General features: G+C 68.9%; 14 protein-coding genes. 8 read left to right on the top strand and 6 right to left on the bottom strand.

The features are described from left to right. Nucleotides 1-2: 2 nt before the first annotated feature. The 3 genes from cysD to CKW34_RS15365 are packed head-to-tail and all read right to left on the bottom strand — an operon-like array spanning nt 3 to nt 3,437. Entirely contained in the window at nt 3-947 is a 945-nt protein-coding gene (gene cysD / locus CKW34_RS15375) for a sulfate adenylyltransferase subunit CysD (RefSeq protein ID WP_059380824.1), read from the bottom strand. Then, the gene (locus CKW34_RS15370; RefSeq protein WP_059380825.1) at nt 944-1,672 is read right to left on the bottom strand and encodes a phosphoadenylyl-sulfate reductase; all 729 of its coding nucleotides are present in this window, start codon (nt 1,670-1,672) and stop codon (nt 944-946) included. The genes cysD and CKW34_RS15370 overlap by 4 nt, the downstream gene beginning before the upstream one ends. Before the next feature lie 49 nt (nt 1,673-1,721). After that, nucleotides 1,722-3,437 (bottom strand): nitrite/sulfite reductase, encoded by a 1,716-nt coding sequence (locus tag CKW34_RS15365; protein ID WP_059380826.1) that lies wholly within the window; start codon nt 3,435-3,437, stop codon nt 1,722-1,724. Nucleotides 3,438-3,805: 368 nt separating this feature from the next. Between CKW34_RS15365 and hemW the strand changes: the two genes are divergently transcribed. Beyond that, nucleotides 3,806-5,053 (top strand): radical SAM family heme chaperone HemW, encoded by a 1,248-nt coding sequence (hemW, locus tag CKW34_RS15360; RefSeq protein WP_167388375.1) that lies wholly within the window; start codon nt 3,806-3,808, stop codon nt 5,051-5,053. A 40-nt stretch (nt 5,054-5,093) separates the two neighbouring features. Here hemW and CKW34_RS15355 read toward each other — a convergent pair whose 3' ends face one another. Together CKW34_RS15355 and CKW34_RS15350 are read right to left on the bottom strand one after the other, a co-directional pair. Further along, nucleotides 5,094-6,596 carry a serine/threonine-protein kinase gene (locus CKW34_RS15355; protein WP_059380827.1) on the bottom strand — a complete coding sequence of 501 codons (1,503 nt, stop codon included), beginning with the start codon at nt 6,594-6,596 and terminating at the stop codon, nt 5,094-5,096. A gap of 82 nt (nt 6,597-6,678) precedes the next feature. Further along, nucleotides 6,679-7,032: a type II toxin-antitoxin system VapB family antitoxin gene (locus tag CKW34_RS15350; protein ID WP_059380828.1), complete on the bottom strand. Its 354-nt coding sequence runs from the start codon at nt 7,030-7,032 to the stop codon at nt 6,679-6,681. A gap of 159 nt (nt 7,033-7,191) precedes the next feature. Between CKW34_RS15350 and hrcA the strand changes: the two genes are divergently transcribed. The 4 genes from hrcA to CKW34_RS15330 are packed head-to-tail and all read left to right on the top strand — an operon-like array spanning nt 7,192 to nt 11,060. Beyond that, on the top strand, nt 7,192-8,235 hold the full coding sequence (gene hrcA, locus CKW34_RS15345) for a heat-inducible transcriptional repressor HrcA (RefSeq protein WP_059380829.1): 1,044 nt from the start codon (nt 7,192-7,194) through the stop codon (nt 8,233-8,235). A 49-nt stretch (nt 8,236-8,284) separates the two neighbouring features. Continuing rightward, nucleotides 8,285-9,436, top strand: a complete 1,152-nt coding sequence (dnaJ, locus tag CKW34_RS15340) for a molecular chaperone DnaJ (RefSeq protein WP_059380830.1) — start codon at nt 8,285-8,287, stop codon at nt 9,434-9,436. Between the two features lie 9 nt (nt 9,437-9,445). Then, on the top strand, nt 9,446-10,204 hold the full coding sequence (locus CKW34_RS15335; protein WP_059380831.1) for a 16S rRNA (uracil(1498)-N(3))-methyltransferase: 759 nt from the start codon (nt 9,446-9,448) through the stop codon (nt 10,202-10,204). A gap of 43 nt (nt 10,205-10,247) precedes the next feature. After that, complete coding sequence (locus CKW34_RS15330; protein ID WP_059380832.1) at nt 10,248-11,060, top strand: alpha/beta hydrolase family protein; 813 nt, start codon at nt 10,248-10,250, stop codon at nt 11,058-11,060. Here CKW34_RS15330 and CKW34_RS15325 read toward each other — a convergent pair. Continuing rightward, on the bottom strand, nt 11,004-12,617 hold the full coding sequence (locus CKW34_RS15325; RefSeq protein WP_059380833.1) for an MFS transporter: 1,614 nt from the start codon (nt 12,615-12,617) through the stop codon (nt 11,004-11,006). The two genes, CKW34_RS15330 and CKW34_RS15325, sit on opposite strands and share 57 nt — an antisense overlap. Before the next feature lie 180 nt (nt 12,618-12,797). Between CKW34_RS15325 and CKW34_RS15320 the strand changes: the two genes are divergently transcribed. The 3 genes from CKW34_RS15320 (at nt 12,798) to ybeY (ending at nt 15,153) form a co-directional block, all read left to right on the top strand. Further along, the gene (locus CKW34_RS15320) at nt 12,798-13,400 is read left to right on the top strand and encodes a TetR/AcrR family transcriptional regulator (RefSeq protein WP_197700673.1); all 603 of its coding nucleotides are present in this window, start codon (nt 12,798-12,800) and stop codon (nt 13,398-13,400) included. A 102-nt stretch (nt 13,401-13,502) separates the two neighbouring features. Continuing rightward, complete coding sequence (locus CKW34_RS15315; RefSeq protein WP_059380834.1) at nt 13,503-14,561, top strand: PhoH family protein; 1,059 nt, start codon at nt 13,503-13,505, stop codon at nt 14,559-14,561. Between the two features lie 49 nt (nt 14,562-14,610). Further along, on the top strand, nt 14,611-15,153 hold the full coding sequence (gene ybeY / locus CKW34_RS15310) for an rRNA maturation RNase YbeY (RefSeq protein WP_059380835.1): 543 nt from the start codon (nt 14,611-14,613) through the stop codon (nt 15,151-15,153). The last annotated feature ends 5 nt before the right edge of the window (nt 15,154-15,158 follow it).

The raw sequence follows: 15,158 nt of genomic DNA, 5'->3' as shown, positions 1-15,158 counted from the left end.
GATCAGAAATAGCCCTCTCGCTTGCGGTCTTCCATCGCCGCTTCGGAAACCCGGTCGTCGCCGCGGGTGGCGCCGCGCTCGGTCAGTCGTGATGCCGCGACCTCGGCGAGGATCTCCTCGTTCGTGGAGGCCTCGGACAGGATCGCGCCGGTGGTCGATCCGTCGCCGACGGTGCGGTAGCGCACCGAACGTGTCTCGAGCTCTTCGCCCTCGGCCGGACCGCCCCAGACACCCGGGGTCATCCACATGCCGTCGCGGCGGTAGACGGGGCGTTCGTGCGCGTAGTAGATGCTCGCCAGTTCGACGTTCTCGCGGGCGATGTAACGCCAGATGTCGAGCTCGGTGAAGTTGCTCAGCGGGAAGACGCGCACGTGCTCCCCGGGTGCGTGCCGCCCGTTGTACAGATTCCACAGCTCCGGACGCTGACGCTTCGGATCCCACTGGCCGAATGCGTTGCGCAGCGAGAAGATCCGCTCCTTGGCGCGCGAACGCTCCTCGTCGCGGCGTCCGCCACCGAAGACGGCGTCGAACCGGTTCTCCGAGATCGCGTCGAGCAGCGGCACGGTCTGCAGCGGGTTGCGGATGCCGTCGGGACGTTCGGTGAGCCGGCCGCCGGCGAGGTAGTCCTCGACGCTCGCGACGTGCAGGCGCAGGTTGTACTTCGAGACCACGTGATCGCGGAACTCGAGGACCTCGGGGAGGTTGTGGCCGGTGTCGACGTGCAGCAGCGCGAAGGGGAGCGGCGCGGGCCAGAACGCCTTGATCGCGAGGTGCAGCAGGACGGTGGAGTCCTTGCCTCCCGAGAACAGGATGACGGGGCGTTCGAACTCGCCCGCGACCTCGCGGAAGACGTGGATCGCCTCCGACTCGAGGGCGTCGAGGGTGTCGAACCGGTTGCCGTCCAGCAGCGTCCGGGTGTCGGTGGGATTCGTATCGATGAGTGTCATGAGGCGTGCAACCCGCATTCGGTCTTGGCTCGGCCGGCCCAGCGCCCGCTGCGCGGATCGGCTCCGGGAAGTGGTTTGGTGGTGCACGGGGCGCACCCGATGGACGGGTAGCCCTCGTCGACGAGGGGATTGACGAGGATCCCGTGTTCGTCGATGTAGTTCTGCATGTCCTCGTCGGACCATGCCGCGATCGGATTGATCTTCACCAGTCCGAACGCGTCGTCGAACGAGACGAGCGGTGCGTTCGCGCGGGTGGGGGCCTCGACACGGCGGATGCCGGTCACCCAGGCGCGGTAGCCCTTCAGGCTCTCCTTCAGCGGCACCACCTTGCGCAGCCGGCAGCACTCGTTCGGGTCGCGGGCGAACAGATCCTTGCCGAGCAGAGCATCCTGCTCCGCGACGGACTGTTCGGCCCGGGCGTTCACGATGTTCACGCCGTACACCTGCTCCACCGCGTCGCGCGTGCCGAGCGTCTCGGCGAAGTGGTAGCCGGTGTCGAGGAACAGCACGTCCACGCCCGGACGCTGCTGCGCGGCCAGATGGACCAGGACACCGTCCTGCATGTTGGACGCGACGATGTAGCCGCTCCGTCCACCGTCGGTGGTGGGGGTGCCGAAGGTCTCGTCCGTCCACCGCAGGAGTTCCTGCGCCGACGCGCCCTCGAGTGCTGCCGCCCCCTGCGCGGCAATACTCCGGAGCTCGTCGATGTTCGTATCGATCGTCATCGCGTCCCTTCCCGATCCGTCTTCGTGTCGACCGCTGCAGCAGCGCCGGTCATCGCAGGTCGGCTTCCTCGGCCCGGACGACCCATTCGCCGAAGCGCTCACCGGGCGTGCGCTCCTTGACGAAGGTGCGCACCACCCGCTCGATGTAGTCGCCGAGCTCGGCGCTGGTGACCTTGTGCTGGCGCAGCTTGCGCCCGAACTTCGCGTCGAAGCCCAGCGCACCGCCGAGGTGCACCTGGAAGCCCTCGACCTGGTTGCCCTCACCGTCGTCGACGAGCTGACCCTTGAAGCCGATGTCGGCGATCTGGGAGCGCGCGCACGAGTTGGGGCAGCCGTTGATGTTGATCGTCACCGGGACGTCGAGCTGCGCGTTGATGTCGGCGAGACGCTCCTCGAGCTCGGGCACGAGGGCCTGCGAACGCTTGCGCGTCTCGACGAAGGACAGCTTGCAGAACTCGATTCCCGTGCAGGCCATGAGGTTCTTGCGCCACGGCGACGGCGAGGCCGGCAGACCGAGCGCCTCGAGCTCGGTGACGAGCTGCTCGATCTTGTCGTCGGCCACGTCGAGCACGATCAGCTTCTGGTACGGGGTGAACCGGATCCGGTCCGAACCCGCACGCTCGGCGGCGTCGGCGACCTTCGACAGGATCGTGCCCGAGACCCGGCCGGCGATCGGCGCGACACCCACGGCGTTGAGACCGTTGCGCAGCTTCTGGACACCGACGTGATCGATGGGACGCTCCGGCGCGGCCGGGGCCGGGCCGTCGAGCAGCGGACGCTTCAGGTACTCGGTCTCGAGCACCTCACGGAACTTCTCGATGCCCCAGTCCTTGATGAGAAACTTCAGGCGCGCCTTGGACCGCAGCCGGCGGTAGCCGTAGTCGCGGAAGATCGCGACGACGCCCTCCCACACATCGGCGACCTCCTCCAGCGGCACCCACGCGCCGACCCGCTGCGCGAGCATCGGATTGGTGGACAGACCGCCACCGACCCACAGGTCGAAGCCGGGTCCGTGCTCGGGGTGCTCGACGCCGATGAAGGCGACGTCGTTGATCTCGTGCACGACATCCTGCTGGCCGGAGATCGCAGTCTTGAACTTGCGCGGCAGGTTCGAGTACTCGGGGTTGCCGATGTAGCGGCGCACGATCTCGTCGATCGCCGGGGTGCCGTCGATGATCTCGTCGAGGGACTCACCGGCGAGCGGCGAACCGAGCACGACGCGAGGGCAGTCGCCGCACGCCTCGGTGGTCTTGAGCCCGACCGATTCGAGGCGACGCCAGATCTCGGGGACGTTCTCGACCTCGATCCAGTGGTACTGGACGTTCTCGCGGTCGGACAGGTCGGCGGTGTCGCGGCCGAACTCGGTGGAGATACCGGCGATCGTGCGCAGCTGCGCCAGGTTCAGGGCGCCGGCGTCGCAGCGCACCCGCATCATGAAGTACTTCGCCTCGAGCAGGTCGATGTTCTCGTCACCGGTGTAGGTGCCGTCGTAGCCCTGCTCGCGCTGGGTGTACAGACCCCACCAGCGGAAGCGGCCACGCAGATCGCCCTTGTCGATTCCGTCGAAACCGGTGTGCGCGTAGATGTTCTCGATACGCTTGCGGACGTTGAGCGGGTTGTCGTCCTTCTTCGTCTGCTCGTTGGCGTTGAGCGGCTCCCGGTAACCGAGAGCCCACTGGCCTTCGGCGCGACGCTTGGCGGGACGCGCGCGGCGCGCGGGCTTGGCCGACTCGTCGGCGGGAGTGACGTCGGTGGTCGACGACATACAGGGTCTCCTGATATTCGCTGGAACCGGGCCGACGAGCGCAGGAGGGGGCTGACCTCGTGCACGCATGCTTCGACCCGGCGGGATCTGGGATGTGCCGGGGAGTACCGACTAGAGACAGTCGGCGCAGAGACAAGCGGCGCAAGGCAGACAACAGGATGCGCAGACGCGCTTGAAGTCGACGTGGCGTCGCGCCACGAGTCGCACTCCGTGTCCTGTCATGCGGACCATTGTGCCATGTCACCGGGGCGAATCCGAATTGCGGGCGGTATTTCCACCAGATTTTCGGGAAATGTCGAGGTAGGGGCCTCGTGTGCGGGGCCACCCTCCGGGTCTCTGGAACACTGGAGGGCGTGAACAGCACTGGGATCGGTCGACGCACCGGCACGGAAATCGGTATCGCGGGTCGTCCGGCCGGTCTCGAACTTCCCGCTTCGGCACTCGCCGGCGTGGGGACACGACCGTTCGGCGTGTACGTGCACGTGCCCTTCTGTGCGACCCGCTGCGGCTACTGCGACTTCAACACCTACACCGCCGGGGAACTCGGCAGCGCGGCCTCGCCGCAGTCCTGGCTCGAGGGTCTGCGCCGCGAACTCGACGCCGGTGCCCGGCTGCTGTCCGAATCCGGACGACGGACTCCCGCCGCCGAGACGGTCTTCGTCGGCGGCGGAACACCCTCGCTGCTCGGCGCGGACGGTCTCGCGCAAGTGCTCGACGCGATCCGCGACTCGTTCGGGCTCGCTCCCGGCGCCGAGGTGACCACCGAATCGAACCCGGAGTCGACCTCCACGGAGTTCTTCTCGTCGATCCGCGAGGCCGGATACACCCGCGTGTCGCTCGGCATGCAGTCCGCCGCGCCGCACGTGCTGGCGGTCCTCGACCGCACCCACACGCCCGGACGTCCGGTCGCGGCGGCGAAGGAAGCGCGCGCGGCCGGCTTCGGCCACGTCAACCTCGATCTGATCTACGGCACTCCCGGCGAGCGCGACACCGATCTCGACGCCTCCCTCGACGCCGTGCTCGAAGCGGGTGTCGACCACGTCTCGGCTTACGCGCTCATCGTCGAGGACGGCACCGCCCTCGCTCGCCGGGTCCGGCGCGGCGAACTGCCGGCCCCGGACGACGACGTGCTCGCCTCGCGGTACGAGCGGATCGACGCGCGGCTCGCCGACGCCGGGATGACCTGGTACGAGGTGTCGAACTGGGCGAAGTCCGACGATCCGTCGGCGCGGTGCGCCCACAACCTCGGCTACTGGGACGGCGGCGACTGGTGGGGCGCCGGGCCGGGCGCGCACAGCCATGTCGGCGGTGTTCGCTGGTGGAACGTCAAGCATCCCGCCCGCTACGCGTCGACCCTCGCCGACGGAGTCCTGCCCGTCGGGGGCAGCGAACACCTCACGGCCGAGGACCGGCACACCGAACTCGTGATGCTCACGGTGCGGCTGCGCACGGGCCTGCCGTTGTCGGAACTCGAGGACGGGGAGCGCGAAGCGGCGGAGACGGTGGTCGCCGACGGTCTCGCCGTGGTGCGCGACGACCATCTGGTGCTGACCGACCGGGGCAGGCTGCTCGCCGACGCGGTGGTCCGCACCATCCTGCTCGGCGCGGACGACTGACCGGCCGGCCGCGTCACGCCGCTCCGATCGACCGGCCGCGTCAGGCTGCTCCGATTCGCTCCGAGTCGTAGACCGACAGCCGCCCGCGGTTCTCGGCCACGGACACCCAGCGCTTTTCGGATTCGGTCCGGCCGTCGACGGTGACGAACGTGAGGGTGACGATCACACTCGACGCATCGCGGGGTTCCACGGCGCCCACCGAGACGGACCGGATCGTCGGCCAGAACTCGTCGAATCCGGCCCGGCCGACCTTCTCCGCGTAGTGGGGATCGAACAGCGCCCAGGCCTGTTCGGTGTCGTCCGGGAGCAACCCGTAGTAGTCCCGCACGAAGGTCGCCATGCGTTCGAAGCTCGGCGGCGACTCGGACGTGGCCGATTCGGGTGAGGACGGCGCGGTGGGGGGCGTCGAGGTCTCCGTCGATATCGGACTCGTGGCAACGGCTGACGAGTCGCCGGTGTCCCGCCCGAGGACGAAGGCGAGCACCGCCCCCAGTACGAGCACCGCGGCGGCGACCGCGAGTGCCACGACCGCACCACGGCGCGGCGCACGCGTCGGCGGTGGGGGAGGAGGCCCCATCGAGGCCGGGCTCGGGAAGTCCGGTGTGTTCGGGAAGTCCGGCGGGTTCACCGCGGTCGGCGGGATCACTGCCGTAGGCGGCGGTCCGGATCGGACCTTCCGGAGCGGGACCGGCGCCCCTCGCGGCGGCCGCCGATCCATCGCGCTCCGGGCCAGATCCTCGGCGAGTTCACCGGCACGGCGATACCGATCCTCGACCCGTTTGGCCATCCCGCGTGCGACGACACCGTCCAGCGCGGCGGGGAGGCCCGGCACGAGGCCGGTCGGGCGCGGCGGCGGTTTCGTCAGATGGGACGCGATGTGCTGGGCGGTGCTGTCGGCGGCGAACGGTGGCCGTCCGGTGAGGCACTGGAACAACACGCAGGTCAGCGCGTAGATGTCGGAACCCGGTCCGGATCGGCCGTCGAAGCGTTCCGGGGCCATGTACGCGAGCGTGCCGATCGCCCCGGCGTCGCGCGTGAGGGCGGTCTGGCCGTCGGCATGCGCGATCCCGAAGTCGATCAGATAGGTATGGCCGCTGGGGTGCAGCACGATGTTGGCCGGTTTGACGTCCCGGTGTACCAATCCGGAATCGTGTGCGGCGTCGAGAGCCGCAGCGACCTGCCCGATCACACGCACGGTGCGGTCGAGCGGCAAAGAGCCCTCACGTCTCAGGACGGTGCCGAGATCCTCGCCCTCGAGCAGGGCCATGTCGATGTACAGCCGACCGTCGATCTCACCGAAATTGTGGATCGGGACGACGTTCGGATGGCGGAGCTTGGAGACGGCCCGGGCCTCACGATCGAAACGCGCGCGGTATCCGGCGTCGTCGGCGAGTTCCGGCGGCAGGACCTTGACCGCGACCTGACGATCGGTGACCGAGTCGAATGCGCACCACACCTGGCCCATCCCGCCCTGACCGAGCCGGGTCTGCAGCTCGTAGCGACCGAACGTCTCGCCCGTGCCACGGCCCGTCGCACTGCCCATGCCTCTCCTCCGGTCGTGGTCCGAGAGCTCGGTCGGTCCGTCGGACGTCGGTCGAAACGGGGCGAATGTACCCATGATCGGGCTATGCGGGAGACGGGCCCCGAACCCCGGCACCCGGGTCGGACACGCCACCGGGAATCAGCACGTCGTACTCGAAGACACGTACGTGCAGCACCGGGCGGTTCCGCAGCGCGGACTGCACGGCACGGTGGAGTCCGTCCTCGAGGTACAGCACGCCCTGCCACTGGACGGCGTGGGGGAACAGGTCGCCGTAGAAGGTCGAATCCTCCGACAACAGCCGGTCGAGTTCGAGCACCTTCGTCGTCGTGACGATCTCGTCGAGGCGCACCTGACGGGGCGGAATCCTCGACCAGTCGCGCAGAGACAGTCCGTGATCGGGATACGGCTTGCCGTCCCGGACGCCCTTGAAGATCATGCGGACACATTACGGGGGACGCGCCACCGGCGTCGCTTCCGGTGTCGGGGGTGGTGTCGCACACGTGCCCGACACCTTCGAGGTCGTCGCGCGATTAGACTGGCAGGGTACGGCCCCGAGAGGTGCAGTCCTACAGGCGGCGGAAACGGAGGTGGCGGGTTGTCGAGTACCGAGGAGCGAAGATTCAAGGTCTTGCGCGCCATCGTGGCGGATTACGTGTCCACCAAGGAGCCGATCGGCTCCAAGACTCTCGTCGACCGGCACAACCTCGGTGTGTCCAGCGCCACGGTCCGCAACGACATGGCTGTGCTCGAGGCAGAGGGATACATCACACAGACCCATACGAGCTCGGGACGCGTGCCCACCGACAAGGGCTACCGCCAGTTCGTCGACAGGATCGCGGAGGTCAAGCCGCTCTCGTCGGCCGAGCGCCGCGCGATCCTGCAGTTCCTCGAATCGGGCGTCGACCTCGACGACGTGCTGCGACGCGCGGTGCGGTTGCTCGCGCAGCTCACCCGTCAGGTGGCGGTCGTGCAGTACCCGACGCTGTCGGCGTCGTCCGTGCGTCACCTCGAGGTGGTCGGGCTGACACCGGCGCGGCTGCTGCTCGTGCTCATCACCGATTCGGGCCGCGTCGATCAGCGCATCGTCGAACTCGGCGACGTGATCGACGAGGACGGCCTGTCGCGGCTGCGTGAGCTGCTCGGCGGGGCGTTGACCGGCAAGCGGCTCGCCGCCGCGTCCATCGCGGTCACCGAACTCGCCGACAACGCACCGGACGATCTGCGCGACGCGCTGATCCGGTGCACCACCGTGCTGGTCGAGACCCTCGTCGAGCACCCCGAGGAGCGTCTCGTGCTCGGCGGCACGGCCAATCTCACCCGCAACGCCGCCGACTTCGACGGCCACGGCATGGTGCCGGGCTCGTTGCGCACGGTCCTCGAAGCCCTCGAGGAACAGGTGGTGGTGCTCAAACTGCTCGCGTCCAGCCAGGACGCCGGCCGGGTCACCGTCCGCATCGGTGAGGAGACCCAGTTCGAGGAGATGCGCACCACCTCGGTCGTGTCCACCGGTTACGGGGCCGCGGGTACGGTCTTCGGTGGTCTGGGAGTGCTCGGCCCCACCCGGATGGACTATCCGGGAACCATCGCATCGGTCGCCACCGTTGCGAGATATATCGGTGAGGTGCTCGGCGAACGCTGAGCACCGTCCATTTTTGCTCTGTAGAACGACGTAAGGACGAGAACCAAACGTGGCACGGGACTACTACGGGACGCTCGGCGTGTCCAAGAACGCGACCGACCAGGAGATCAAACGGGCGTACCGCAAGTTGGCGCGCGAGCACCACCCGGATGTGAACCCCGACGAGTCGGCGCAGAAGCGTTTCCAGGAGATCTCGGCCGCCTACGAGGTGCTGTCGGATCCCGAGAAGCGACGCATCGTCGACCTCGGCGGCGACCCGCTCGAACCCGGTGGCGGCGGTGCGGGCGGCTTCGGCGGTGCCGGATTCGGTGGCGGCCTCGGCGACGTCTTCGAGGCGTTCTTCGGTGGCGGCGCCGGCGGTTCCCGCGGTCCGCGCGGCCGAGTCCAGCCCGGCGCCGACTCGCTGCTCCGGACCCGCCTGACCCTCGAGGAATGCGCCCGCGGCGTCACCAAGACGGTCACTGTCGACACCGCGATCCTGTGCGACGCGTGCACCGGTTCCGGTACCCACGGAGACTCGAAGCCCGTGCGCTGCGAGACGTGCGGCGGTGCCGGTGAGGTCCAGTCCGTCCAGCGTTCGTTCCTCGGCCAGGTCATGACGTCCCGTCCGTGCCCCACCTGCCGCGGTGTCGGCGAGACGATCCCGGATCCCTGCCGCAAGTGCGGCGGCGACGGCCGCGTGCGTGCCCGCCGCGAGATCACCGTCAAGGTGCCCGCCGGTGTCGGCAACGGGATGCGCATCCGCCTCGCGGCCCAGGGCGAGGTCGGCCCCGGCGGCGGCCCCGCCGGCGATCTCTACGTCGAGGTGCTCGAACAGCAGCACGAGGTCTTCGTGCGCGACGGCGACGACCTGCACTGCACCATCCGCGTGCCCATGGTCGACGCTGCGCTCGGCACCAAGGTGACCGTCGAGACCATCCTCGACGGTCCCACCGAGATCACCATCGATCCCGGCACCCAGCCCGGTTCGGTCTCGGTCCTGCGCGGCCACGGCATGCCGAAGCTGCGCTCGGGTACCCGTGGCGATCTGCACGCGCACCTCGAGGTCGTGGTGCCGAGCAAGCTCGATCACAAGCAGACGAAGCTGCTCGAGGACCTGCGTCGGCACAGCGACCGGGAGCACGTCGAGGTCGTGACCACGGGTTCGCAGAACACCGGCGGTCTGTTCTCGCGCCTGCGCGACGCGTTCAGCGCCCGCTAGGTCGCTCGGGTGGCCGCGACACTGTTCTACCTCGACCCGCTGCCCGACGAGGGGCGCACGGCCGTCCTCGACGGCAAGGAGGGCCGGCACGCCGCGACGGTGCGTCGCATCGCGGTCGGCGAGCGGCTCGTGTTGTCCGACGGTGCCGGGCAGGTCGCCGACGTCGAGGTCACGGCGGTGGCGAAGGACCGGCTCGAAGCGCTCGTGCTCGATCGTCGCGTCGTCGACCCGCCGCGTCCGAGCGTGACCGTCGTGCAGGCGCTGCCGAAGTCCGACCGGTCCGAACTCGCCGTCGAGCTGGCCACCGAGGCCGGTGCCGACGAGTTCGTGCCGTGGCAGTCGGCGCGGTGCGTCGCGCGGTGGGATGCCAAGGCGGACAAGGGTGTTGCCAAGTGGCAGGCGGTCGCGACCGCCGCGGCGAAGCAGTCGCGGCGCGCGCACGTGCCGACGGTCGCGGGGTTGCACCGCACGCCCGAGGTCGTCGCCCGGGTCCGGTCGGCCGTCGAGCGCGGCGACGTCGTCGCGGTGCTCCACGAATCCGCCACCATCCCCTTCGCTGATCTGCCGGTGCGCGATGCCGATTCGTTGACGTTGATCGTCGGTCCCGAAGGGGGACTCGACGACGCGGAGGTCGAGACCCTCGTCGATGCGGGCGCGGTGGCCGTCGGCCTCGGCCCCACGGTGCTGCGCACCTCGACCGCGGCGGCCGTGGCACTCGGCGCGATCGGTGTGCTGACCGACCGGTGGCGTGCTCGGCCCTTGCACTAGGGATCGCTTGCGGGTCCCGACCATCTGTACCGAAGGAATTCTCTTGGCTCGTACGAAGATTGCCTACGGCACCCACTCGCAGCAGTTCGGGCACGTCTTCCTGCCCGACCCCGCGACGGTGACGGGGCCCGTTCCCGTCGCGATGGTCGTCCACGGCGGTTCGTGGCACGGCCGCTACCAGCTAACCCTCGGCACGGCGCTTTCCGTGGAACTCGCGCGTCGCGGTGTGGTGGCGTGGAACGTCGAGTACCGACGTCTCGAGGCCGGTGGCGCGTGGGACGAGATGTCCGCCGATGTGGTCGCGGCGTACGAGACGATTTTCACCGAGGTGGTTCCGCATGCGCAGCGCGGCGGTGTCGAGGTCGATCCCGACCGTGTGCGGCTCGTCGGTCACTCGGCGGGAGGCCAGCTGGCGGTGTGGCTCGCGGGTGAGAGCACGTCGGTGCGACCGGAATTCGTGGTCTCGCAGGCGGGTGCGCTCGACCTCGTCACGGCCGGTGAGCGTGGTCGTCGCGTGGAGGCGTTCGAGGCGCTCTTCGGTGTGTCCTACGCGGATGCGCCCGAGCGTTACCGGTCGGCCTCACCGACGCACCGCCCGCCGATCGGTGTGCCGGTCGCGGTGCTGCACGGCACCGCCGACGAACAGGTGCCGGTGAGCGTCGCGCACCGTTACGTCGACGCGGCCGACGCGGCGGGGGATCCGGTGTTGCTGGAACTGTTCGACGGCGAGGATCACGTCGCTTTCCTGAACCGGACCACCCGCGCCTGGGAACGATCGCTCGACCTGCTCACCGCCCGTTCAGCTGCCGATCTGGGCTTCGCTGCGGGCGCGCGTGTGGAGTCCGCGGGGGAGTAGCGCGGTGACCGCTGCGGCGCCGACCAGCAGGACGATGCCGGCGACGAGACTCGCGGACGAGATCGCCTGGGCGAAGGCTGCGGACGACGCGTCGAGCAGCGGTTGTGCATACGACGCCGCGAACGGGTTCGCCGCGAGTTCCTCCGCGACGATCGCCGCTCCGCCCACCGAATCGCCGGCCGCTTCGATCGCCATCGCGGCCTGATCGGCCATCGGGTCCGGCAGGTTCGCCAACGGCAGTCCGTCGAGGAAGCCGGAGATCTCGCGGTGGTAGGTGGTCGCGAGGATCGAACCGAGCACGGCGATACCCAGCGAACCGCCGAATTCCACTGCGGTGTCGTTCAATCCGCCCGCGGCTCCGAGATCCGAGTCGGGGAAGCCGCCCATGATCAGGTCGGTGGACGGGGGTGTGGCCAGACCGATGCCCAATCCCAGCAGCAGCAGCGAGATCAGGAAGGGCGTGAAGCCGGAGGCGCCGTCCGTGACGGTCAGCGTGAGGATGCCTGCCGCAGCGGCGATCATGCCCGCGCCCACGAGGATCCGCGCACCGAGTCGGGGTGCGAGCCGGCCGCTCAGTGCGGCGCCGAGTGAGACCGTCGCCGCGAGGGGAAGCAGGCGCAGTCCGGTCTCGAGCGGGCCGTAACCGAGCACGAATTGGAACTGCTGCGCGACGAAGTAGATGGCGCCGAAGGCGACGAGGAAGAGCAGCAGCACCGACATGCAGGCGCCGCCGACGGTCCGGTCCGCGACCCGGCGCACGTCCAGCAGCGGCCGGGGGTGGCGAAGTTCCCACCCCACGAACAGGACGGCGGCGACCACCGAGCCGATCGAGGTGGCGATCACCCCGGTACCCCAACCGAAGTGGAATCCCTCGATGATGGTGTAGACGATTCCGCCGAGAGCAGCGACCGACAGGGCACCGCCGACCCAGTCGGTGCGGGTGAGATCGTCCGCCTTCGACGCCGGTACGAGGATCAGGGCCGCGATGGCGGCGAGCGCCGCGATCGGCACGTTGATGAGGAAGGTCGAACCCCACGAGTTCGATTCGAGGAGCCATCCGGCGAGCAGGGGGCCCAGTGCGATCGCGAGCCCGGACGTAGCCGCCCAGGCCGCGATCGCACGGGCACGCTCGTGCACGGGGAACATCGCGACGAGCAGCGACAGCGTCGCGGGCATGATCACGGCGGCGCCCACACCCATGACGATGCGCGCGACGATCACGTCACCGGCGCTGTCGGCGAACGATCCGTAGACCGCGCCGGCGGCGAAGGCGATCAGGCCTGCCAGCAACGCGCGGCGTCGCCCGTAGCGATCGCCGAGCACACCGAACAGCAGCATCAGCGCGGCGTAGGGGACGGTGTAGCCGTCGATGATCCACTGCATGTCGGCGCTGGTGAGCTGCAGGTCGCGCAGCATCCCGGGGGCGGCGACGATCAGTGAGGTGTTGGCCATCACGACGATGAGGAGGCTCAGGCACAGCACCGCGAGTCCTGCCCAGCGCAGCCGATAGGGTTCCTTCGCTGCGGTCCCTCCTGCGGGGGTGACGGCAGTGGTCATGGGTTCTCCTCGGGTGCGACACGGGCCGGGACCGGAGCCCCGATCTACACGGTGGTGTGCAAGTTACGCAGCTGCACATTCATGTGCAACTAAAATGAAAGACAGATCACAGTCGGCGAACAGGACGAGAACGTGGAGAACTCGGTCACACGACCGCGCACCCGATTCAATGCGAACCGCATGCGCATACTCGACGCTGCGGTGATGTGCTTCGCTGCCGACTCCGACGCGAGCATGGACGACGTCGCCAAGGCTGCGGGCGTCGTCCGCCGCACCGTCTACGCGCACTTCCCCAACCGGGAAGCTCTCGTCGAGGGGATCGTCGACGACGCCTCGACCGCTCTCGCCGATGCTCTCGATCACCCCGAGCCGGACGATCCCGCGGTCGCGCTCGCGGTCGTGGGGCTGCGGACCTGGCCCATCGGCGACCGCTACCGCGTGCTGCTCTCGTTCGCGCGCAAGGAGATGGGAGAGCAGCGCATCGCCGAACTCGTCTCCCCGGTGCGCTCGCGTGTCCTCGGGCACGTCGAGTGCGGACTCGCCCAGGGACAGTTCTCCGACTACCTTCCGGCGCCCGTGCTCGTGGGGATGATGGAGGGCCTGACGATGGCCACCCTCGAGCAGGCCAATCTCGGGCTCGTGGACGACTCGGGCGACACCATCGTCCTGGGCAACCTCGTGCTCGCCGGCGTCTCACCCGACCGGGCGCCCGGGATCCTCGCCGAGGCACGGCGGTGGCTCGCGGAGGCCACCCCCCGCGGCGGCGGAACCGAACCCCGGTGAAACGCGCTGTTGCGGGAGGGTACGCCCCGTCCGGCGCTAGACTGGCACGAACACGACGACCGTCGTGCAGGAGCCGAACCGAAAGCAGGACGTACCGTCCACGTGAGTGAACCAGACCGACCCCACGAGCCCGCCGAATTCGAACCGACCACGGTGAAATCGAGCCTCGACCTCCCCTCGGAGGCCGCTGCGCCCCTGCTCGGAGCCGCGGACGAGAATCTGATCGCCCTCGAAGCCCTCCTGGCGGCGGACATCCACGTGCGGGGCAACACCGTCACGCTGACCGGAGCGCCCGCCGACGTCGCACTCGCCGAACGCGCGCTCGCCGAACTCGTCACCATCGTCCGTCGCGGACAAGCGCTCGCCCCCGACGCCGTGCGTCGCACCGTGGGCATGCTCACCCAGGGGCTCTCCGAGTCGCCGGCCGACGTGCTCAGCCTCGACATCCTGTCGCGGCGCGGGAAGACGATCCGGCCCAAGACCTTGAACCAGAAGCGGTACGTCGACGCGATCGATGCCCACACCATCGTCTTCGGTGTCGGACCGGCCGGTACGGGCAAGACCTATCTCGCCATGGCGAAGGCCGTGCAGGCGCTGCAGACCAAGCAGGTCAACCGCATCATCCTCACGCGTCCCGCCGTCGAGGCAGGGGAGCGGCTCGGCTTCCTGCCTGGCACCCTGCACGAGAAGATCGACCCGTATCTGCGTCCACTGCACGACGCGCTGCACGACATGATGGATCCCGAGGCGATCCCGAAGCTCATGCAGGCCGGGGTCATCGAGGTCGCGCCCCTGGCGTACATGCGTGGCCGCACCCTGAACGATGCGTTCATCATCCTCGACGAGGCGCAGAACACCACCGCCGAACAGATGAAGATGTTCCTCACGCGTCTGGGCTTCAATTCCAAGATCGTCGTGACGGGCGACATCACGCAGATCGACCTGCCCGGCGGTGCCCGTTCGGGTCTCGCCGCCGCTACCGAGATCCTCGACGGCATCGACGACATCCACATCGCGCGACTCGACAGCAGCGACGTCGTGCGGCACCGGCTCGTCTCCGACATCGTCGACGCCTACAGCCGTTTCGAGGCCACCCGCGACGGCGACGGGATCCCCGGCAACCGTGCCCAGCGTCGCGCGCAGCGGGTGCAGCGTCGATGAACACCCTTGTAGATCAACCGAATACCGTCGTGCAGAAGGAACTCCAGTCATGAGCATCGAGATCTCGAACGAATCGGGAATGGACGTCTCGGAGGAGGAACTCCTCGACGTCGCCCGTTTCGTGATCGCCCGGATGGATGTGCATCCGGCGGCGGAGTTGTCGATGGTGCTCGTGGACCTCGACACCATGGCCGATCTGCACGTGCGGTGGATGGACCTTCCCGGCCCCACCGACGTGATGTCGTTCCCCATGGACGAACTCGAGCCCGGCGGGCGTCCCGACGCTCCCGAACCGGGACCGTCGATGCTCGGCGACATCGTGCTGTGCCCGCAGTTCGCCGCCGACCAGGCCGCGAAAGCCGGTCACCCGGTGGCCCACGAACTCGCCCTGCTCACCGTGCACGGCATGCTCCACCTCCTCGGCTACGACCACGCCGAACCGGAGGAGGAGAAGGAGATGTTCGGCCTGCAGAACCAGCTCCTCGCCGAGTGGTACGAGGAGATCCGCCGCGCCGAGCACGAGGCGCAGCTCGCCGCCCGCGACCGGAAGCTGCTGGGCAAGGCCGGTTTCGTCGACACCCCCGAATCATGAGCGGC

Source organism: Rhodococcus rhodochrous, from assembly GCF_900187265.1.
In the GTDB taxonomy this organism is placed as follows: domain Bacteria; phylum Actinomycetota; class Actinomycetes; order Mycobacteriales; family Mycobacteriaceae; genus Rhodococcus; species Rhodococcus rhodochrous.
This window is presented reverse-complemented; position numbering and strand designations above follow the sequence as displayed.